This is a genomic window from Flagellimonas olearia (assembly GCF_009184425.1).
GTDB classification, from domain to species: Bacteria; Bacteroidota; Bacteroidia; order Flavobacteriales; family Flavobacteriaceae; genus Flagellimonas; species Flagellimonas olearia.
This window is the reverse complement of record NZ_WELG01000001.1, coordinates 1023321-1045012: the sequence shown is the minus strand read 5'-3', so window position 1 is coordinate 1045012 and position 21692 is coordinate 1023321. Positions and strand designations below refer to the sequence as shown.

At 44.7% G+C, this 21692-nt stretch carries 21 protein-coding genes; 16 read left to right on the top strand and 5 right to left on the bottom strand.

The window, feature by feature from the left end:
• The first annotated feature begins 60 nt into the window (after positions 1 to 60).
• Positions 61 to 1362, top strand: coding sequence for a hypothetical protein (locus tag F8C76_RS04440; protein WP_152130631.1), 1302 nt, complete (start codon positions 61 to 63; stop codon positions 1360 to 1362).
• Between the two features lie 21 nt (positions 1363 to 1383).
• Here the strand turns inward: F8C76_RS04440 and F8C76_RS04435 are convergent, their stop codons facing one another.
• A complete protein-coding gene (locus F8C76_RS04435; RefSeq protein ID WP_152130630.1) occupies positions 1384 to 2004 on the bottom strand; it encodes a JAB domain-containing protein in 621 nt (206 codons plus the stop codon).
• Positions 2005 to 2172: 168 nt separating this feature from the next.
• On the opposite strand from F8C76_RS04435, the gene F8C76_RS04430 reads away from it, so the two are divergent.
• The 6 genes from F8C76_RS04430 (at position 2173) to F8C76_RS04405 (ending at position 8106) form a co-directional block, all read left to right on the top strand.
• Entirely contained in the window at positions 2173 to 4263 is a 2091-nt protein-coding gene (locus F8C76_RS04430; RefSeq protein WP_152130629.1) for a lipocalin family protein, read from the top strand.
• Positions 4264 to 4446: 183 nt separating this feature from the next.
• On the top strand, positions 4447 to 5178 hold the full coding sequence (locus F8C76_RS04425; protein ID WP_152130628.1) for a cysteine hydrolase family protein: 732 nt from the start codon (positions 4447 to 4449) through the stop codon (positions 5176 to 5178).
• Positions 5179 to 5541: 363 nt separating this feature from the next.
• Positions 5542 to 6087: a carboxymuconolactone decarboxylase family protein gene (locus tag F8C76_RS04420; RefSeq protein WP_152130627.1), complete on the top strand. Its 546-nt coding sequence runs from the start codon at positions 5542 to 5544 to the stop codon at positions 6085 to 6087.
• Between the two features lie 28 nt (positions 6088 to 6115).
• Positions 6116 to 6583, top strand: coding sequence for a YHS domain-containing (seleno)protein (locus F8C76_RS04415; protein ID WP_152130626.1), 468 nt, complete (start codon positions 6116 to 6118; stop codon positions 6581 to 6583).
• Positions 6584 to 6645: 62 nt separating this feature from the next.
• Positions 6646 to 7062 (top strand): nuclear transport factor 2 family protein, encoded by a 417-nt coding sequence (locus F8C76_RS04410; RefSeq protein WP_152130625.1) that lies wholly within the window; start codon positions 6646 to 6648, stop codon positions 7060 to 7062.
• Between the two features lie 159 nt (positions 7063 to 7221).
• Positions 7222 to 8106 carry a helix-turn-helix domain-containing protein gene (locus F8C76_RS04405; protein ID WP_152130624.1) on the top strand — a complete coding sequence of 295 codons (885 nt, stop codon included), beginning with the start codon at positions 7222 to 7224 and terminating at the stop codon, positions 8104 to 8106.
• 70 nt (positions 8107 to 8176) lie between these two features.
• Here the strand turns inward: F8C76_RS04405 and F8C76_RS04400 are convergent, their stop codons facing one another.
• The gene (locus tag F8C76_RS04400) at positions 8177 to 10369 is read right to left on the bottom strand and encodes a M28 family metallopeptidase (RefSeq protein ID WP_152130623.1); all 2193 of its coding nucleotides are present in this window, start codon (positions 10367 to 10369) and stop codon (positions 8177 to 8179) included.
• Positions 10370 to 10531: 162 nt separating this feature from the next.
• Here F8C76_RS04400 and F8C76_RS04395 point away from each other — a divergent pair, with 162 nt between their 5' ends.
• Genes F8C76_RS04395 through F8C76_RS04380 form a run of 4 tightly spaced genes read left to right on the top strand, consistent with a single transcriptional unit; the run spans position 10532 to position 12373 of the window.
• Entirely contained in the window at positions 10532 to 10852 is a 321-nt protein-coding gene (locus F8C76_RS04395) for an ArsR/SmtB family transcription factor (RefSeq protein ID WP_129652418.1), read from the top strand.
• A 5-nt stretch (positions 10853 to 10857) separates the two neighbouring features.
• Positions 10858 to 11328, top strand: coding sequence for an SRPBCC domain-containing protein (locus tag F8C76_RS04390; protein WP_152130622.1), 471 nt, complete (start codon positions 10858 to 10860; stop codon positions 11326 to 11328).
• Between the two features lie 11 nt (positions 11329 to 11339).
• Positions 11340 to 11747: a DoxX family protein gene (locus F8C76_RS04385; protein WP_152130621.1), complete on the top strand. Its 408-nt coding sequence runs from the start codon at positions 11340 to 11342 to the stop codon at positions 11745 to 11747.
• A complete protein-coding gene (locus F8C76_RS04380; protein ID WP_152130620.1) occupies positions 11744 to 12373 on the top strand; it encodes a YdeI/OmpD-associated family protein in 630 nt (209 codons plus the stop codon). Before F8C76_RS04385 ends, F8C76_RS04380 begins: the two co-directional genes overlap by 4 nt.
• Before the next feature lie 17 nt (positions 12374 to 12390).
• Here F8C76_RS04380 and F8C76_RS04375 read toward each other — a convergent pair whose 3' ends face one another.
• Complete coding sequence (locus tag F8C76_RS04375; protein ID WP_152130619.1) at positions 12391 to 13641, bottom strand: hypothetical protein; 1251 nt, start codon at positions 13639 to 13641, stop codon at positions 12391 to 12393.
• A gap of 128 nt (positions 13642 to 13769) precedes the next feature.
• On the opposite strand from F8C76_RS04375, the gene F8C76_RS04370 reads away from it, so the two are divergent.
• The 3 genes from F8C76_RS04370 to F8C76_RS04360 all read left to right on the top strand — a co-directional run bounded on the left by F8C76_RS04370 (position 13770) and on the right by F8C76_RS04360 (position 16540).
• The gene (locus tag F8C76_RS04370; RefSeq protein WP_152130618.1) at positions 13770 to 14870 is read left to right on the top strand and encodes a hypothetical protein; all 1101 of its coding nucleotides are present in this window, start codon (positions 13770 to 13772) and stop codon (positions 14868 to 14870) included.
• 27 nt (positions 14871 to 14897) lie between these two features.
• Positions 14898 to 15974 (top strand): DUF2911 domain-containing protein, encoded by a 1077-nt coding sequence (locus F8C76_RS04365; protein ID WP_152130617.1) that lies wholly within the window; start codon positions 14898 to 14900, stop codon positions 15972 to 15974.
• A gap of 137 nt (positions 15975 to 16111) precedes the next feature.
• Positions 16112 to 16540, top strand: a complete 429-nt coding sequence (locus F8C76_RS04360) for an FKBP-type peptidyl-prolyl cis-trans isomerase (protein ID WP_152130616.1) — start codon at positions 16112 to 16114, stop codon at positions 16538 to 16540.
• A 74-nt stretch (positions 16541 to 16614) separates the two neighbouring features.
• On the opposite strand, the gene F8C76_RS04355 is transcribed toward F8C76_RS04360, so the two are convergent.
• The gene (locus F8C76_RS04355; RefSeq protein WP_152130615.1) at positions 16615 to 16947 is read right to left on the bottom strand and encodes a hypothetical protein; all 333 of its coding nucleotides are present in this window, start codon (positions 16945 to 16947) and stop codon (positions 16615 to 16617) included.
• A 185-nt stretch (positions 16948 to 17132) separates the two neighbouring features.
• On the opposite strand from F8C76_RS04355, the gene F8C76_RS04350 reads away from it, so the two are divergent.
• Entirely contained in the window at positions 17133 to 18800 is a 1668-nt protein-coding gene (locus F8C76_RS04350) for a leucine-rich repeat domain-containing protein (RefSeq protein ID WP_152130614.1), read from the top strand.
• A gap of 11 nt (positions 18801 to 18811) precedes the next feature.
• Here F8C76_RS04350 and F8C76_RS04345 read toward each other — a convergent pair whose 3' ends face one another.
• Positions 18812 to 19030 (bottom strand): hypothetical protein, encoded by a 219-nt coding sequence (locus F8C76_RS04345; RefSeq protein WP_152130613.1) that lies wholly within the window; start codon positions 19028 to 19030, stop codon positions 18812 to 18814.
• 655 nt (positions 19031 to 19685) lie between these two features.
• On the opposite strand from F8C76_RS04345, the gene F8C76_RS04340 reads away from it, so the two are divergent.
• Positions 19686 to 21353 (top strand): phospholipase D-like domain-containing protein, encoded by a 1668-nt coding sequence (locus F8C76_RS04340; protein ID WP_152130612.1) that lies wholly within the window; start codon positions 19686 to 19688, stop codon positions 21351 to 21353.
• Positions 21354 to 21692: the final 339 nt, after the last annotated feature.

The window sequence follows — 21692 nt, the reverse complement described above, 5'->3', positions numbered from 1 at the left end:
GATACATTTATTTTGCCTTTTAGTTTTATGGTTTTGTATTAAAGTTTATACAAGGAATTGATGGAAATTGCTACGCTAGATTACTTTATCGATGATAAATCTGTATTGAATACAGAATTGATTGGTGATGTGACTGTTTTGGACTCGGACATTGTTATATGTGACCCACCGAATTTGATTAGAAAATGGGAAGGACATCTTATGTCCGAAGCAAATGAAAATTATTTAAGCGCCAATTATTCAATTGGTTGGATTAAGTCTGTTGCAGAAAGAAGAGCTGAACTGTCGACTTTATTGGAAAATGGAAAATTAATTATATGCTTCTTAAATCCTTTGACAGAAATTTTGGCACAAAAAAGATATCGAGGGGATTATGAAAGTATTACTAATTATGATTTTTTGCCTCTAGAAGATTATACATATGTTGATTTAATTACGAAAGGAGAAGGTGGCAATAATTCTAATTTAAGATTAATAGGAGCTAATAATCCTTTTGCGCAATTTTTTCATGCCTTTAAAATGGACATGAGGTATCATGCGTACTTTGACTGTGATGCATCAAAAAAGCCTAACTACTTCATTCAGAATAAATCGAAAAGGGGGGTGGCATTATTACTTAAAGTATTGAACGGGCACATTGTTTTCCTTCCTAGAATACCCTACGAATATCAAAATTTAAAATTATTAGGTGTTATACATTCTTGTTCGATGAAGCTGCTAAATACCGAAGTAATTACACCTCGGCCCAAATGGATTGATAAATTTAAATTGAGGGGAGAAGATGATTTTATTTATGAAAAAGAATCCCTTGAAAAGAAAATTCAAAAATTAGAAATAGAAAAGTCTATAGTTGATGAAAAAATGACAAAACTATCCCAATACAAAAAATTACTCTTTGAGCAAGGAGGTGAATTAGAGGATGTAGTAATTGAGTCGTTTAAATTAATGGGATTTAATGCTGATGGTAGAAAAAAAGGGGATATTGAGCATGATATTGTTTTTGATTCCAAAGAGGGAAGAGGGTTGGCTGAGGTTGAAGGAAAAGATAGAAGTGCTGTAAGTATTTCAAAACTTGATCAACTCAATAGAGCGGTTGACGAAGATTTTCATTTGAATGGTAAGTACCCGCAAGGAGTTCTTATAGGAAATCATTATAGGTTGACTGAGCCAGAAAGCAGAAAAGAGCCATTTACTAATAAGGTTCATATAGTTGCAGGAAAAAAAAGTTTAGGGTTGCTTACTACAATAGAAATTTATAAGGCTGTTGAATACATTCTTGACAACCCAAAGGATGAGGACTTTAAAAAGGAGTGTAGGGTGAAAATTTTATCAACTGAGGGAGATATGATTAGGTTGATTTGATAACACACGATTGTATGATCATCACAACCCCCCAATAACCTTCTTGCTCAACCCTGTATGCTTTTTAATGTCCTCGTCGGACATGCCGCTTGCCTTTAAAGATCTGGCAACTTCTTTAATCCCTTCTTTTTTCGCCCGCTTGCGTTCCGTTTCCAGTTTAAACTCTTCCAGTTCTTGGCGTTCGGGGCTGGTGATCTCAAACAGGCCGCTTTCGCTCAGTTTGTCCATAAGCCCCAGATCTTTAAAGCTCACATAGCCCTCTTCGGTAATGATCAGGTGGTCCAGCACCTCGATCTGTAGCAGTTGGCCCGCTTTCAGCATATGGTCGGTAAAGATCAGGTCCGGGTCGGTCACCTCCAGCGCCCCGCTGGGGTGGTTGTGCACCATCACCAGCTTGTTGGCCAGTTTGTAGATCGCCATTCTAAAGACATCGGGCGGTTCGGCGGTAATGCGGTTCACCGCACCCAAGCTGATCAGCTCCACGAACATGATCTTGTTGATGTTGTTGAGTCCCACCACCCAAAAATGTTCCTGGTTGCGGCGGATCTTGTTCTCGCGCAGCAATACCTGCTGCATAATGCTGTAAATGTCCCTGGCGTTGAGCACTTTGATCTTTTGTTCCTTGGTAAGCCGTACGTTCATGCTAAGTAAGTTAGAGATAGGTTTGGGTTGTGGAAATTTAGCGCAACCCCGTGAAAAAAGCAAATGGCCGGTAATCGCCTTTTAGGGTGTCTGGTCTAAATTCGGTCTTTTTGTTGGCTTTTTTCGTGCAAAAATGGTTTCTTTAGAACAGTATTGTAACCTCATACCATGACCCGTACCAAGATCTTCAGATACCTGCTGTGCGCCCTTTTATGTTCAACCATTGGCTGCTCCAAGGACGAGGACGGCCCCGGCGACCCCTCCAATCCCGATAATTTTTACAAAGGTGCCGTTACCGGTGCCACTGGTGACGATCTTTTGGGCTATTGGGCCATTTTTGAGGCCGAGTACGAGGGTACAAGGGTCCCTGTGCCCGTTAACTACGCCAACTGTGGCCGCGATTTTTTTGTGTACCGGGACAATGGGGCCTATCAGGAGTACCTGTACACCAGTTCGGGCTGCGAGACCGTAAGAAACCAATTGCAATGGGAGCTGGACAAGGGGGTGATCACCCTGAGCACCCTTTCAGGCAGTTCCGATGATGTGGTGATCATTAAGTTAACGGCCACCGAACTGTATTTCAAGGCCCGGGTGGACATTGACGAGGACGGGGAATTGGATGTGGTGGTCCTCATTGCCAAACGCTACACCCCCACCGAGGAGGACTTTTTTACCCAATCCTTTCAGCAGGACTATGAGGCTAGGGAGAACAACCTAATTGGTTTTACGTGGGAGGCCTATGATGGGTTCAACACGTTTGATAAATATGAAATTTACCGCAGCAGCGGGCAAAATTGCTCCAAGTCCAACGCCGAACTGATTGCTACCATTACAGATGGGGCTGTAACAGAGTTTACGGATGTTGCCCCGCCTTCAGTAAGTGGACTTTGCTATTACATAAAGATTTACACCGATCAAGGATTATTGGGTGAAAGTGGTCTCCGGACGTTGTCCACACAGTTTATAGGAATTGACCCGGTGGCGGTACACGAGCCTACGGTTTCTGGAAATAGTATAGGATTGAGCTGGGAGGCGTCTACGTCCCCCTATTTTTCACATTACGAAGTTCTACTTTCAAACCAAAGTAACTTTTATGATGAGCTACAGGTCGTTGCTGTTATAGATGACAAGGATTTAACTACCTATACGGATGATGAGCCACCTTATATGGAGAATCCGTTTTATGCTGTCCGTGCATACAATATCTTTGGGGGTTATAGTCGATTGCACACCAGTGAAGCCACTTCCTTTTGGGAAGTCCCTTTTAAAAGGGATGAGATCCTTCCCTTTTTTGAAATTTATTCTTATGCATTGGATACTGCGGAACCGACCCTATATTTCTATGGAAGTATAATAGAGAATGGAGTTGCCCAAATACGTCTTCTGCGATACAATTATGATACACAAGAAACAGAATCGGTTGCCGATTTTGTCCCAAGTATATCCGGTAATATTCCAATACAGGTGGTTTTGGGGCCCAATGGTAAGGAGGTGGTCTTGTCACAGGGAGGTAAACTACATTTTTATGATGCCTTGACCATGGAATATAAATATGCGGTAGTCCCAGAAGGAATTGCCCACTATGGTGGTTTTGGCTATAATAGCTTTCGGGATGTCTGGGTTCTTGTGGACAGTAATCAAGTATATACCATGCAGCGGGACAATGCTACTCTATTTCTAATTGATCAGACACCGCATTATGATTCAAGACCGGGATCGTCAGGCTATCAAATTATTGAATTGAAAAATGGACAGGTTTTGATGGGGCATTCACAGGCAACCACTAGCTTCTTATATACTCTTGATGATACGGGCAACATACAGGAAAGTCAATCGGTAAACATTCAATTCAGATGGAGGTCCGTCAGCGAGTACTTACTTTACAATTCTACGGCGGATATTTTGTTGGATACGGCCCAGAACAGGTTCTATTCCAGTATCACCTTTCAATACCTGAATTCCTTTGGGCAGCCCAACTTTCCTTCAGGAATAAGTACGGATGGCACAAAGGTTTTTGGGACCAACAATGATCCCGATTGGCTCATAGAGCCTGGGAGCCTTCATAAAAAAGAAGTTGTGGTCTATGATAGGAACACCTCCTCCATGCTCAAGGTTGAAACCATAGGCTACCCCCATATTGTCTTTGAAAATTACAATGGGGAGATCATCAGTATTTCAAGTGGATTCAAAAAAGACAACCTATACGAAAACGTCCATAACAAGTCCGATTTCTTTGTTGAAAAGGTAATGGTCCCCTAACGTTACACGGTTTCACATAGTTTCTTCTCTGTCACAGGTCTTTTGCGAATGCAAGAGGCTACCTGTCTCATCCTAATGGAAAATTGTCCATTCAGTGGCGTGGATAGTCCATTTTTTACGGTGTTGAGTTACATCAACTTTGTACCATCAAAATTTAGTATAACAATTTTAAGTACAAACACCATGAAAAATGTATTCACAACACTAGTAGTTTTTACTACAACCATTACAGGGCTTTTTGCCCAATTGCCAGAACCCGGTTTCATTATAGACGAGCATACCGCCATAGTGATCACCGACCCACAGAACGATTTCCTCAGCCCCGATGGCGTGGCCTGGGGTGCCGTGGGACAGAGCGTACAGGAGAACAACACCATTGAGAACCTGGAAACGATCTTTAAGTTGGGCGAAGAGCACAACATTCCCGTATTTGTTTCTCCCCACTACTACTACGAGCACGATCACGTGTGGAAGTTCGAAGGGGTCTTGGAGAAACTCATGCACAACATTACCATGTTCGATCGTGGGGACCAATTGAACGTGGAAGGTTTTGAAGGTTCCGGCGCCGACTGGTTGCCCCGCTACAAAAAGTACATCAACAAGGATAGGGTAGTGGTGACCAGCCCGCACAAGGTTTTTGGTTCCGAATCCAACGACTTGGCCCTGCAACTGCGCAAACAAAAGATAGACAAGGTGATCTTGGCCGGGATGTCCGGTAACCTTTGTGCCGAATCGCACATGAGGGAACTTGTGGAGAACGGTTTTGAGGTTGCCGTGGTGGGCGATGCCACTGCTTCGGCAAAACTCCCCGGACTGGATGGCGACCAAGCTGCCCAGACCAACTACAAAATGATCTCTAGCAAGGTATATACCACCCAAGAATTGGTGGGCGAGCTGAAAATGCACAAAAAATAAATTCTGTGTTTAGTGTGATGGTGCGGTTGGAAAGGGGCCAGACATAAGTCTGGCCCTTTGTTTTTTTGGGTCGATAGGGCTTTGGGGAAAAATGTCCAAGCACAAGAAGTGAAGTTTGAATGTGTCAGTTCGAGCTGTCATCCTGAGCGCAGTCGAAGGAGCTGTCGAGAACGTAAGGCATGGTGATGATCCATTAGGTTTCGACTTCGCTCAAAACGCTTTTTAGACCATACCCTCTTTGTTTTTGTTGATAAAGACCCTTTCGGGAAAAATGTCCAAGAGGATGTGAAGTTTGTCCATTTTATCCCACGATCCCGCGCCGCAACTTTGTACCATCATTAATCCATAATAAAAAACAAGACTATGACACGTTTACAAGCATTGGAACCCAAGGAGACCACCGGACGGTCCAAAGAACTTTTTGACGGTATCCAGAGCAAATTGGGCATGGTGCCCAACATGATGCGAACCATGGGGAATTCCCCAGCCGTTCTGGAAGGTTACCTGAACCTGAGCGATGCCTTGGGCAAAGGAAGCCTAGGCGGAAAATTGGGTGAGCTTATCGCCTTGGCGGTAGCGGAATCCAACACCTGCAACTATTGTTTGTCCGCACACTCCTTTATCGGGGAAAAATTGGTGGGCATTGACACCACCACCTTGGAAATGGCCCGCGAAGGAAAGAATAAGGATCCCAAGATCGCCGCAGCACTCTTTTTTGCCCAAACCTTGGTGGAAAAACGCGGAAGGGTAAGTGCCGACGATGTGGCTGCCGTTAAAGCTGCCGGCCATTCGGATGGTGCCGTGGGCGAGATCGTGGCACATGTGGCCCTGAATGTCCTTACCAACTATTTCAACAACACCGCCAACACGGATATCGATTTTCCGGTAGTGGAGGCACAGACTGTTTAATCACGCAATACAAATAAAAACAAGAATCATGAAAACAATTAAAAATGCAATTCTATTGGGATTGGCCCTTGTATGGGGAGCCCTTGCCCAAGCACAGATCGATCCCGTAAACGCAGATGGTTTGGCCATTGGCGGATACGATGTGGTGGCCTATTTCTCTGGAACGCCCCAAAAAGGGACCAAGGCCCATGCGGCCAAGCACAACGGGGTAACCTATTATTTTGCCAGCAAGGCCAATAAGGACGCCTTTACCAAATCGCCCAGCAGTTATTTGCCCGAGTTTGATGGGTACTGTGCCTGGGGGGTTGGCGAAAAACAAGCCAAATTCCCTATCAACCCGGAAACGTTCGACATCATTGATGGAAAACTGTATCTGTTTTTCAATGGGGATTTCAACGGGAAACCTTTCAACACCTTCCCAGATTGGAGCAACCGCACCACCCAATTGGAAAAAGCGGCACATGCCAATTGGCCCAAGGTCAAGAACAGTAAATAATTTTTAGGGGCAGGTCGATGTTTTTCGAGCTGCCCTTTTTTCAACACGCAAAAACACACACAATGACCCAAGAGAAAAAATTTCCGTTGCCTCCCTTTACCGAGGAAACGGCCAAGGAAAAAGTACAGTTGGCAGAAGATGCCTGGAACAGCCAAGACCCCGAAAAAGTATCCAAGGCATACACCGTGGACACCGAATGGCGCAACCGCTCCCAGTTTGTAAATGGTAGGGAAGAGGTGGTCGCCTTTTTGACCGAGAAATGGAAAAAGGAAAAAAATTACAAATTGAAGAAAGAATTGTGGGCCTTTACCGACAATAAAATAGCAGTTCGTTTTGAATACGAATACCAAAATGCCGAAGGAGCGTGGTTTCGCGCGTACGGGAACGAGAACTGGGAGTTCAATGAACATGGATTGATGCAGAAGCGATACGCAAGCATCAACGACCTGCAGATCACCGAAACCGAACGGCGACTTTAATTAAGTATAGTGCAGGGTCAACTTCGAGCTGTCATCCTGAGCGCAGTCGAAGGAGCTGTCGAGAAGTTGTTAAACCCAACACATTGTATTGAGGTCTCGACTGCGCTCGACCTGACAAGTTTTGATTAATTGCCAACATTCAATTTGTAAAACCAAATAATGGACATCTACAACACCAACACGCTCATCAACGAACAGACCGGGAACCTTGCTTTTAAACTTTCCAGTTTTGAGGACGATTGCCAGTTCTGTTCCCTCAACCGATTCAATTATTATTCCTTGATCTGGATAAAAAAGGGGAGTGGCACCGCCCAGATAGATTTTGCGGAGTTCGATTTTACGCCCGATACGATGTTTGCCCTAACGCCCTATCAACCCTTTACCCTCAAGGAAAAGGATAAATTGGAGGGTGTGGTGTTGAATTTCCATCCGGATTTTTTCTGCATCCACAAGCACAATGAACAGATAGCCTGCAACGGGGTGCTGTTCAATAACATTTACAGTCCGCCCTATTTTTGTGTCACCGATGATACCCGCGGGGAATTTGAAATGATCCTTTCCCAGATGAAATACGAGGTGCAGAAAGCGGACCTGGCCCAGTACGAGTTATTGGTCTCCTACTTGAAAATATTCTTGATCACGGCCTCGCGGTCCAAGGCCAAACAACAACCGGAATCGTTGCAGGACACCCCGGATGAAAAGGAACCCTTTATCCTTCAAAAACTCAAAGATCTTATCGAGACCCACTTCAAGAGCATACACTCGGCGGGGGAATACGCGGATATGCTGAACATCAGCCCCAAGGCGCTGGCCAAGATGACCAAGAATCACTTTAACAAGACCATGACCAACCTCATTTCGGAACGCATCATCATCGAGGCCAAGCGGGAGCTGTACCTCACCGATAAATCGGTCAAGGAAATTGCCTTTGATTTAGGGTACGATGACGAACACTACTTCAGTCGATTTTTTAAGAACAATGCGGAGATTTCCCCCAAGGTCTACAGGGATACTGTAGGTTTTGCCAGGGCCATGGCCTTGTGATAGGTCGTCGTTTTAAAGCATAAAAAAGGGAGGCCATGGCCTCCCTTTTCATTTTCTGGTGTCTGAAAAACTATTGCACAATGGCATTTAGTTTTTGTACATGGGCATCGAAGTTCTTGAGCGTGTTGGCCAAGGACGCAATCTGCTCCTGGGCCTCTTTCCATTCTTTTTGCTCGATGGCCTCGCGCACACCTGGAAGCGTTTTCACCCCGTATCCGGTATAAAATCCGGGTGCGTAGATCTGGTGTTTGAACCAATCCCTTCGGGGCAGTCCCTTTTCTGAGGTCAAAGCCTGCTCCATTTTCATCAACGCTTGGTTGAGCTCCGCCTTTTTGGCATTGGAGAGTTGGGTCTTGTCCACTTTGGAAAAGGTGTCGATATCATTTTTTAAATCCGCCAAAACATTTTGCAACGGAGAGAAGTCCAAATAGGGGACCTCGCCCTCCTTCTCGGCAGCTTTTACGGGTTTTTTAGGATCGTTGGCCAGTCCGTATTGATTTTTGGCCACCTTGGCGTTGTGCTTTTCCACATCGGAGCGCATGGTTTCCAAGGTCTTCATCACTTCGCCCAAATAACCGTCAATGGTGCTGTGCCATTGTTGTAGCTCAAATGGCAGTACTTCGGCATTGGCCAAGCGAAGCACAATCCGTCCGGCCGTATTGGCCAAAGCGGCACCATAATGGAAGCCAGGGTCCTTAAAGCGGGTGTAGTGGCTATAGGTATCGTAAATGGTGTGGTATTCTCCACCGGAGTTTTCGCCGCCAAACCCAAGGTTCAACGAAGGAATCCCCGCATGTTGGATAAAGGGGGTATAATCCGAACCAGAACCCAATGCATAGAGCTTAAAGGCATCGTCCCCACCGTTTACCACGTTACGGGCGGCACTTCGTTCCGCAATGGAGACCCCTTTTTGTGGGTCGGTCACGGCATGGGCCACTTGGGAGACCATGGCCTGCAGGGAGTGGGAACCTCCAGCGCCCAAGAATCCACGGCCATTGCCATCCGTATTGACGTAGGCCACGGTTTTCTGTTGCAATTCGTCCTTATGGTCCTCCACCCATTCCGTGGAGCCGATGAGTCCGGTTTCCTCGGCATCCCAGGCACAGTATACCAAGGTACGTTTGGGTTTTTTGCCCTGTTTGGCAAGTTTGCCCACAACACGGGCTTCCTCCATCAAGGCCACCAATCCACTGATAGGGTCACTGGCGCCATGTACCCAGGCATCGTGATGGTTTCCACGGATGACCCATTGGTCGGGCAGTTCCGCACCCTTTAGGGTGGCGATTACATTATGGGCGGGTTTCAGTTGCCAATCGAACTCCAATTTCAAATGCACCTTGGCCGGACCAGGTCCAATATGATAGGTGATGGGCAGGCCACCTCTCCAAGAAGCGGGAGCCACAGGACCTTGTAGGGCTTCCAGCAGCGGTTGGGCATCCTCGTAGGAAATGGGCAATACCGGAATTTTGGTAATGGTGGGCGCATCTTCGCGCTTTAATCTTTTGGCATCCTTGGTCGCGGCATAACCAGGGGTCAGCACATCACCAGGATAAAGAGGCATGTCCATCACGGAGCCGCGCTGTACCCCGGTTTTGTTCTTAAAGGCCCCTTTGGGATATACGTCACCCCTGCCATATCCATCATCTTCCGGGTCCGAATAGATGATGCACCCAATGGCCCCTTTTTCGGCAGCCAATTTGGGTTTGATGCCTCGCCAGGAACCATAATATTTGGCAATGACAATCTTTCCTTTGACATCGATGCCTAGTTTTTCCAGTTCCTCATAATCGCTGGGAATACCGTAGTTGACAAAGACCAGTTCGGCCTCCACATCGCCATCGGTGGAATAGGCATTGTAACTGGGCAACAGATTTTCTTGATGGGTGTAAGGGTCGCCCTCAACGGGAACGGCCTTGAGCTTGGCGGTATATTTGGTGGGGGCGGTGAGCTCCAATACACGGACCTTGGGATAGGGAAAGAGCACATGGTAGGTGTCCACCCGGGTATCAAAGCCCCAGGATTTGAACTGCTTTTCCATCCATTTTACGTTCTTTTCGCCATATTCGGTGCCCACCCAGTGGGGTTCGGCAGCCAAACGCTGCATCCATTCGTCCAGATTGGCTGTGGAGAGCTCTTTTTCGAATTGATTTTCCAATTGCAGCTCCTGTTCTGAAGCGGCCTTGCTGAACCCAAGGATGGTCTCTTGAGCCGAGACACACAAGGTACTCGCCAAAGCCAATAGTGATAATACTGTTTTTTTCATTTTCTTGAATTAGTCTTTAAATGTAACTGATTTGTAAGTTCTTAAAAAACAAATTGGGTATGAATAAGCTGATTTACATGATAAATCACAGTGAATAAAATTCTACCAAAAATTTGCGCAGTCAAATAACTGCATTTATATTTGCAGTCAAATAGCTGCGTAATGGAATTAAGAAGAGATGTATTTCAGGCAATAGCGGACCCCACTCGAAGGGCCATCATTGCCTTGGTGGCCGCCAATGCCATGACGCCCGGGGCCATAGCTGGAAATTTTGATTCGTCTCGACAGACGATTTCAAAGCACATTCAAATTTTGACTGAATGTGAACTGTTGCGTCAAGACCAACAGGGGAGAGAAATCTATTATCACTTTAATCCCAGCAAACTCAAAACGATAGCGGATTTTATTGAGCCATTCCGGGAATTATGGGATGATAGGTTCAATAAACTGGAAGCCATCATGAAGAATCAAAGGAAATTTTAGATCATATGGAGCGAAAGACCCAAGTACATGCCGAAGATGGCAAACAGGAAATTTTCATTACCCGAGAATTTGATTTGCCGTTGGACGTATTGTTTAAGGCGTATATGGAACCCGAGATAGTGGAACAATGGATGGGGACCAAGGTGTTGAAACTGGAAAACCATCCGCACGGCAGCTATCAATTTGAGACCACGGACCCGAAGGGCAACAAACATCGGTTCAACGGTACCATCCATGAATTTGTGCCCGAAGTGAAAATCACCCGAACCTTTGAAATGGAAAATTCCGGTTTTCCGGTGCAACTCGAGTTTTTGGAATTTGCTTCCATTTCCGAAGGAAAAAGCCAACTCCGGATGCAAATGGTGTTCAAATCTGTAGCGGATAGGGACCGCATGCTACAACTGCCTTTTGCACAGGGTATCAGTATGGCCCACGATCGCCTGCAAGAAGCTGTTCAAAAACTACATAACCAATAAAATCAAACCACATGACAAAACAAGATCTTTCTGCAAGCAAGGCGGGCAAAATCACCTATTGGGTGGCCACACTCTGGCTTGCCTTGGGAATGGCCTCTACAGGAATTGTGCAATTGACGCACATGGAGGAGGAGGTGCAAATGATGAAGCAACTGGGGTATCCCATTTATTTTCTAACCCTCATCGGTATCTGGAAGCTTCTGGGAGTGGTTGTTGTTTTAGTCCCCAAATCCCCATTGTTGAAAGAGTGGGCCTATGCTGGATTCTTCTTTACCATGACAGGCGCCATTATTTCCCATCTGGCCATCAATGATGGGTTGACGAACCTTTTTGGACCTGCATTACTTTTGGCATTGACCGGAATTTCTTGGTATTTTAGGCCAAACAATAGAAAACTCACCCCAATCAATTCAAAATGAACACTAATCCGAAAGTAGATGAATATTTGGCCGAAGGCTGCGGACGTTGCGACTTGGTGGGCACTCCAGATTGTAAGGTTCAAAGTTGGCAGGAGGAGATTAAGGCATTGAGAAGACTTTTATTGGAATGCGGTCTTACCGAAGAACGAAAGTGGGGTTCACCTTGTTATACATTTAATGGTAAGAACGTGGTAATGATCGCCGCCTTTAAAAACAACTGCACACTGAGCTTTCTTAAGGGAGTTTTGTTAAGTGAAAAGGAGGGTATTTTGGAAATGCCTGGCGAGAATTCACAATCTGTACGGTTTGTGCGATTTACCCAAGTTCAGCAGATCATCGAGAAGTGGGATGTTTTGCGGAATTATGTCTTTGAGGCCATTGAAGTGGAAAAGGCTGGACTGCAGGTAAAGTTGAAAAAGACCTCAGAATTTGATGCACCTGAAGAGCTTCAAACCAAACTGGACACGGATACCGAATTCAGAACTGCTTTTGAAGCCCTCACCCCAGGGCGACAACGGGGTTATATGCTCTATTTTTCCCAACCCAAACAGGCCAAGACCCGCATCTCAAGAATTGAAAAGAGTTTTCCCAAAATTTTGGACGGGAAGGGATATAATGAGCGGTAGATTTTTTGAAAAAAGTTTCAATTGAATTCCTCATCAATGATTACTTCGTTGGTGACCAGGTCCTGCAGATGTACTTTGGCCACTTCGCCAGTGCCTAAAAACAGAAATCGCATACCAGCGATATCCCCCATGGATTCGTTGTAGCTTCCGGAAAAAACGGGTTGGTTTTCGAGGAAAACGGTCAACTCTTTTTCTTGTACCTCGAGGGTAAGATTCTTGAATTCTGATAGATCCATACCAAGTCTGGACAGGTCGTGCTTTTTGCCGCTGAGGTAGACATCGCTCATCATCGCCCCAATTTCTGAGACACAGCCAGGAATGGAGGTGCTGATCACCATACTGCTCTTGGTACCCAAAATAATGATCTGGGTTTTTTGGCAGACGGCCCATTTTTCGTGATAACTGTTTTTCAAACTAGTGGTGAGCCTAAAATTGTCCCCGGAAACGGCACCAAAATCATCCACCAAATGGAAGGTTGATGAAATGGGTTGGTCACTGGTCTTTATTTCTTCCAATAGGGAAGGTGGAAAGGCCAATTTACCTTGTAGGATATCCTTTTCATCTACATACTTGGGAATGGGTTCGTAATCCACAGTGCCCAACCATCCTTCGGATTTGATGAATAGGTCGTGCTGCTTAATGGCTTTGCCATCCACCACCAACTTGGCCCTGAAATAGCCGGGATAATAATATTGCCCGGTGGCTTGTTTCTGTCCCATTTCCAAAGTAATGGTTTTGGTGGGGTCCCAAAACTGTTGAATGTAGATACTATCCGATTGGATGGAATCGATATCCAAATCAAAGACCACCGAGTTGGGAAGGCCTTTGGCGAGAGGCCTACTGTTGAAATATACACTGGAAGTGTTGAGTTCCCTATCAGGCTGGGAGCCTTTTAAAGAATAGAAAGAGATAAAGACCACCGCCATTACCGAAGCGGCCAACATGATAATGCCCAGATTGGAATTCACCTTACTCAGCACTGAGATCTTTTTGGTGTCCTTGTTCTTGTTCTTGAAATCCCTCCAATTTTCAAAACCCGCAAACTGGGCCAAGGTGTTCAACGTAGTGATACTTGGGGCGCTTTTGTAGTTCACTTTGCCCCAAACACGCTTCAGGGTAGTGGGGCTCAATAGGACTTGGGTCTTATGCTGGATTTTCTCGCTCAGTTCAGAAAAGACATCGTTGTGCCAATATTCGGAAGGCCCCCAACCAAGGCTTTCTTCAATTTGGGATAAACATTTTTTTACCAATGGGTACTCCGGATACATATGCGAACATTCTTCTATTGCAAATGTTGGAAAAAATCCGATACATGAACCGTAATGAATCAACTTGCACGGGATTTTTTCCGCAAAAACAAAGGAATACGGGACCTTTCGGCCATAAATCATTTATCATGAAAAAAGCGAGCGTTATCATCATAGCCCTTTTGGGCGGTTTTTTGGGGAAGGCCCAAGACATTATTCCTTTGGATACCATCAATTGGAACTTTGAAGCGGAGTCCTATATTTTAGAAGAGTTTAAGGGTAAAAAGGCCATTTACCTGCAAGGCGGCTCCATCACCCTAAAAGAAGGTGGTTTTTTGAACGGAACCATTGAGTACGACATCTATTTAAAGGAAGTACAGGCGTTTCCGGGGGTCTATTTTAGAATGAATGGTACCAATGCCGAACACTTTTACATTCGTCCGCACCAAGCAGGCAATCCAGATGCCAACCAAGCCATTCCCTTGACCAAAGGGATTTCGCCATGGCAGCTGTACTATGGGGAAAAGTATGCCTTTCCCTACGAGTACAAATACGATGATTGGACCCATGTGAGATTGGTGGTACATGACGACAAGGCCCAAGTTTTTCTGGACTATTCGGAGGAGCCCAACCTTTCTTGGCAATTGTTCCATGAACCTGTGGAGGGTGGCATCTCGTTGAATGGCGGGAATGCCCAAGGAATGCATCTGGCCAACATCAAGATTGATAGGGCCAAGCACGAACTCAAGAATTTTAAGCCCTTGAACCGAAAACCCATTGAAGGACTTGTTCCGAAGTGGCAACTCTCCGATAAGTTTGAAGAACAACTGTTGGATGATCATTCCAAAACCCAACAAATCATTACCGACAGGACTTGGAAGGAATCCGTTGTGGTAGAAGAAGGTACGGCCGCCAATATTTCCCGAAAAGTGGAACGCTTTGATGATGTCCCCGGCAACACCGTATTTGCCAAAATTGAGCTGGATGCAACATCGGATATGACCAAACTCTTTGAGTTCGGCTACAGTGATAGGACAGTGGTTATCCTTAACGGCAAACCGATTTATAGGGGTAACAATAGATACCGTTCCCGGGACTATCGCTATTTGGGTACAATCGGTCTCTTCGATGCGGTATATCTTCCCTTGAGAAAAGGAAAGAATACACTTTTACTGGCAGTTTCAGAGGATTTCGGCGGATGGTTGGTCACTGGAAGATTTGTGGACACCAAAGGATTGAAAATACAATAACACATCAAAAAAAAAAAACGATAAAAAATGAAGATACGATCCCTAGTAATCACATTAAACCTTGTAGTAATAAGCTGCCATATGGCCTTGGCCCAAGATATGTTGGTGGCCACCAAGGTGAGCCAGCGAGCCAGTATCACCCAACGTATTGGCACGACCGATGTAACGGTGACCTACAACAGTCCGGCTGCAAAGCAGCGCAAGATTTTTGGAGGTATTGTGCCCTATGATTTTGTGGTCGATGGGGTAGAATACCCTTGGCGGGCCGGGGCCAACGAGAACACTACCATCAGCTTTACCCATGATGTTGTGGTACAAGGAAAACCCCTTGCCAAGGGCACGTATGGATTGCACATTTTTGTGCGGGAAGGGGAGTGGACCTATATTTTTTCGAAGAACCATGAAAGCTGGGGTAGTTTCAGTTATGACCCCAAGGAGGACGCCCTTCGGGTTACCGCAACACCTGAACCAAGTGAATACCGGGAATGGCTCACCTATGAATTTACCACAAGGGAGGCCGAAGAGGCTGTCTTGGAGCTACAATGGTCCACGATAAAATGTGGAATCACCATCGGCACGGATGTTACTTCCAACGTGCTAATCGATTTAACATCCAAGGAAGAAAAAACTTCTGATGATTACATCAAATTAGCACAATTGACCCTGTCCGAAGATGCCAAAAATGTGGATGCGGCCCTACACTATGCCGAAAAATCCATCGCCTTGGGAGAGGAGTTCCGTAACTTGATATTGAAATCCGAACTCTTGAACCAAAAAGGAAAGGTGCCGGAAAGTAAGACCTACGAGCAGAAAGCATTGGAAGTGGGAGAGGGCTTTCCCTATTTTTACTACTACCCTCTGAGTTTTATGCTATTGGAGGGCAATCCTGAAAAAACCTTTGAAATTTTGTCCGAAATGCTCCAGAAAGACCCCAACAATTGGATTGCCAACCTGGCCATGGGAGAATACTACATCAAAGCAAAAAACCAAGAAAAGGCGACCCATCATTTTGGCAAGGCCCATGAGTTTGCTGGGGAACGATCCAAACCCTATGCCCGTTACATGTACCTATCCAATAGGTTGATATTGGACCAAATGCAATGATTACGATTGGGTACGGCTCAATCCATGAATGCCTGCTAAAAATGGTTTATGGAAAACCAGCGTCCAACTTCTTCGTTCAACCATTTTATACCTCATATATTTGCAACGTTTTGATTATAAAACTGTAAACCAAAATTATGAGTAAAGTAAAAGAGAACGACACGGTAAAAGTCCATTATACCGGAAAACTGACCAATGGGCAAATTTTTGACAGCTCGTTGCAAAGAGAGCCCTTGGAAGTAGCCTTGGGACAAGGTCAGCTTATCCCCGGGTTTGAAAAGGGACTTATTGATATGGCCGTGAATGAAAAGAAAACCATAACCATAGCCAAGGAAGAGGCCTATGGAGAGGTCAATGAATCGCTTTTTCAAAAAATATCCAAATCCCAATTGCCCGAAGATCTTAAGCCTGAAGTAGGTATGGGCTTGGTAGGCTCCAATGCCGATGGACAGCAACAGCAGTTCCGAGTGGCCAAAGTGGAAGCCGATGACATCATCTTGGACGGGAACCATCCCTTGGCCGGCCAAGACTTGGTGTTTGACCTTGAAGTGGTGGAGATACTGTAACAACCTCATTTATTGAAAATAAGAAACCTGCCTTCTGGCAGGTTTTTTTTTCGCAAACATCAGTCGTATGACCTTTACTCTTCTTTTCCGCCACCCACAAAAATAACGGAGTAGAGTCGTGAACCATAGAGTCCCAATCTATGGATTAGTTCTTGGTAGCTCTCTTTGGACAAGGCCCCTTTTTGGGTTGGTTTTGGACAATTGGCCCATCCAAGCCGCACCGCATCCAAGTATTCCTGCGGAAAATTGGAATTGCCAATGGTGGCATTGTACAAGGTTACATTGTAGGTTGCCGCAAGTTCACACCCAACGTGATAACCTTCCTTGCTGTAATCCGTTTTTGTTTGGGCCGTTACTGTCATGGAGAGCAATACAAGGGTGACTATGGTAAGCAATACATTTTCCATAGTTCTATTTTGAAGCATTATTCCTACAATATATAAAAATAAATCAATCATTTGTATGTTTGTGTTCCTAAGAAAAGTGGCCCAAACATTCATAGTTAAAGGAAATATTGGAAACACTTTTCCGATCAATACGCATTGTTCAGGTTTTGCGTTATGGTTTCAGTAAGTACAAACTAAAATATCTTATGAAGAGAATATTCATTTTCCTTTTTGTTTCGCTATGTGTTATTTCTTGTTCTTCCGAAAGTGAAGATACCCCTCCTGCTGAAGCAAAAGGCAAGCAGGTGTTTCGCATCAATTTAAATGAAGTTTCTGCTAAAACCGCACAGGAAATTGGGCAAAAGGACCTTGAGCCGGCCTTTGCCATCGTCAGTATAAACAATAGCTCAGGCACTCCCATTCTGATCAGGGAAAAGATCGCCTTGGTCAAAGAGGGTGATAGTTATATTACTTCTGACATCTCTTTGACGGAAGGCATATACTCCTTGATTGAATTTATTGTAACCGATGAAAATGATATGGTGATTTCATTGGCTCCCAGAGAAAGCTCGGTAATGGCCGAATTTGCAGACAATCCCTTGCCGTTTGATTTTGCCGTCACGCCGGACAAAACCAGTGAAACCACAACGGAGAATATAGAAGCCGCGGGGTATTCCTCAATAAATTTTGGATATACAGGGTTAGGTTTGATATTCCCTCTAAACAATGATTTCTTTAATTTGATCGTGGATGATTCTGAATATACTACCACCAAAATACTGAACTTAAAGTCAATTTCGGGGTCCACCTATCAAATCGATTGGGGAGATGGGACCGTGGATGAGTATGTATCCACCACGGTAAACTCCGGACTTGAAAACAGCATTTCACATGAGTATGCCCAGAATGGGGAATATACCATCACTATTAGTGGTGCTATTGAGGCCATTGAACTCATAGATTTTGGCGGAAGTCAGGATGACGATTATGAAAGTCATCTTACCGCAATAGACCTTGAGAAGTTAACGTTGCTCAAATCATGTCAACTGTACCAAGGTAAATTAACGGGCCTCAATACCTCGGCCAATCAGGCTCTGGAATTCCTAGGGATTGGATACAATCAAGTAACCAGTTTGGATTTCACCAACAACCCAAACCTGAAAACTGTTTGGTTGCGTTATAATCAGTTGACCGGGTTGGATGTGTCACAGAACCCGAATCTTGAATTCCTATGGGTCGACGGCAATCAAATTTCAGCATTGGACGTTTCCGGTAATTCTACATTGAAAGTGATTCTGGCCCGGGAAAATAATCTGGGCAGTATAGATCTGTCCAATAATTTGGAATTGGAACGATTGGATGTCGCGGACAATACAATAGGAACCATTGATGTTTCGTCAAATCTAGAGCTATTTGAAATCAATGTGGGCGGTAACGGTCTTAGCAGTATAGACCTTTCAAGTAATATCAACCTGATCCGAATAGATCTTTACACGAACCAACTGAACACCATAGATCTATCAAACAACCTAAGGTTAAAGGATTTGTACATTAACGGTAATGGGCTTACAGAAATAAACGTATCTGCAAATGAAGAATTGGAACGTTTGATCATTGCGGACAATACCATGAGTACCCTTGATATAAGTTCAAACCCGCTAATATTTGATTTGGAAGTTGAGAACAATCAATTCGGTGGCGCAGAATTGGACCAGCTTATATCGCATGTTTATGACCAAACCGTTCTGAACTCCGTAATGAACGGGTATGTCAGTTATGCCAACAATCCGGGATCGGATGGCTTGGACAACACTACTTTGGAGAAGATCAACGAACTGGTTTTGGACTATAACTGGGTATTCTGGAACCCCTAGGCGCAAGTAATTTACCATTGCCCACCATGGATTTTTAGAACGGCCTCCTTAAGTTCCATAAGTACATGGCAGGTGTTCTGCCGTTCCAATTCTGAAAAGGCATCCATGGGAAGGTAGTGGAACATGTAAACGGCCTTGTCCAACCATTGGGCAAAGGAAAGCAGATCGCCCTCATGGCATTCTTCAAAGTAGGAGAGGAGGGGGTGTAGGTCATCTGGGTTTAAGCTCATTTTGGGTGATTTTTCGATTTGGAATGGCTTAAAACTAGTCAATATCAGATTTACAAGCAATCGAAAATTTTAGGGATGCATTTCAAACTTATAGAAACATTGTTTTGTTCTATAAAAGTATACGGTAAAAGCATAAAAATTTTTATATCTAAAAATGAAAAGCTTGTATAGAAAATAAAATTTTCACTGTAAAAGATAAGTTTTTAACTTATAGGTTTAAGCTTAATTGGCTGCCATGCGGGAAATTTTAAACGCGTTTTTAGACAACCCTTTATCGCTATTTATTCTAATCATCGTAAGTGGATTTGGAATTTGGTTAGGTTATAATGGTAATAAGTTGAAAAAAAAGTATCCTATCAAAGAACAGATAGAGCTTAAAATCAGGGGCAATCTGATAAACTATGTGTTCTTATTTTTATTTATAGTGGGAGTATTGTTACTTGTGCTGATAGTTTTCAATATCGATTCTAGTGTATCATGATACTTTTGGGGTATGCTTCTTGACTTTATCTGAAAGATACACTTGATAAACCCCCAACATTTCTACGGTTTTTCTGCAATCCGTTCCGGCAAACATTTTTTATCTTTAAAGAGTCAGGATAGCCTTCTTGATTTTTCCCCCGAACATCTATTTGGTCATCAAAAAACAACCGTCATGAGAAAATCGGGCACCAACAACGGCTTTACACTGAACGTGATATCTGGCACCTATGTGGTCATGATGGGGTGGCACTTGCCCCAAAACCAGTGCGGGGGGCTTATGGGTTTTTCCATACACCGCGAGAGCCCTTCGGAGAACGAAGCCTTTTATTTAAAGGGCATTAAGGTCTTTCCCGAGACCGACCCGGGATTTCCACCGGGATCCATGTACGAGACCAGCAAACAGCCCATACAGGGGTTCCAATGGTCCGATTATTCGGCCAAACCGGGACTCACCTATACCTACACGGTCACGGCCTTGAAAGGTACCCCGGCCAATCTGCAGGATTTTAGTTCCGTTTCGGTGGACATTACCACCGAGAGCTCCGAAAATGGCGACCAAGATGTCTATTTTAACAGGGGAATTGCCGCTTCGCAGGAATACGTGCGCCGTTTTGGGGACCAAAGACCGGAAGATGTGCCCAACGATAAGGCTTTTGAATGGCTGTCGAGAGGGTTGTACGAGGCCTTGGAGAGCTACATCAACAGTTGTACGCCCGGAACGGACGAGCTGTATATTGCCGCCTATGAATTTTATTATGACAAGGTATTGTTGCTCATCAAAAACGCCATTGATAGGGGGGTAGTGGTAAAATTTGTGTATGATGCCCGCAAGGACAGCCCAAAAATTAAAAACCAAGAGGCCATGGTCACTTTTGGGTTGGACACCCATCCCTTCGCGTTTGAAAGGACCAGTCCAAAATCCTATATCTCCCATAACAAGTTTATTGTAAAAGTGACCAACGGCGTGGCGAAATCGGTCTGGACCGGGGGCACCAATTTTTCGGAAGGGGGCATTTATGGGCATTCCAACGTGGCCCATGTGGTAGAGGATGAGGCTGTGGCACAAAAATTCAAACTGTATTGGGATGCCCTGGTGGAAAAACCGGAAAAGAGCAGCACCCTTAAACAACGGGTGGAGGCCCTTTCACCGCTTCCTGTCAATAACCTGACCGACGGCACCCATGTGGTGTTCAGTCCTAGAAAAACCATCGATGCTCTGGATTGGTACGCACAATTGGCCAAAAATGCCCAAGAAGGGCTTTTTATGACGTTTGCTTTTGGCATGAACGATGTGTTCAAGGATGTTTACGAAAACGGGCAGGCACCGTTCAGGGTCGCCCTGTTGGACAAACTCACCCGAGGTTTCCGAGATCCTGCGGACAAAGCCGCCGAAGAGCAGAAGATGCAGATCCTCAGAAACAAAAAGGAAAATGTGTTTGCCGTGGGCAATTTTGTCCGAACCCATAAAATTGATGGTTGGCTCAAGGAGAGATTGACCACATTGAATTTCCACGTGCGTTACGTGCACAACAAGTTTATGTTGATAGACCCCTTGTCGGATTCACCCATTGTAGTTGCGGGTTCTGCAAATTTTAGTGAAGCCTCGACCATCAAGAACGATGAAAATATGGTGGTGGTCAAGGGCAATACCCGGGTGGCCGATATGTATTTGGGAGAATTTATGCGCTTACATACCCACCATGCTTTTAGGGAATCGTTGGCATGGCGCAAGCCTAATGACCCGCCCAGACCCTTGAGCACGGGCAATTGGTGGCAAGATTATTTTGGGGAAACCCCAAGATCTATCCGAAGGCGGTTTTTTGCCAGGTTGGATCAATGATGTATCCGGTAAACACATTCAATCTAGAATTCCTGTTTTTTTCGATTGAAAATAGGAGGGAAGGGACGTAATATAGTATATGATTTACTTGAATTTCAGCGGTTTAATTGTGTAAATTTCAAAAAAGTAACTACATTAAAAGGGCGATTTCAAATCTTCTGGGTTGCCCCCTCTAAGAGGACCTGAACTTAAATCTATTCAATAGTCATTAATAGATAATCTTTTAACCATGATAGCCATGTCAAAAAGGCCCTTTTATTTGCTCTTTAATTTACTTTTTTTCTTGCCATTAAAAGCTCAAAAGACCGATCACCTTAGAAAACTCAATGATACAGTAGT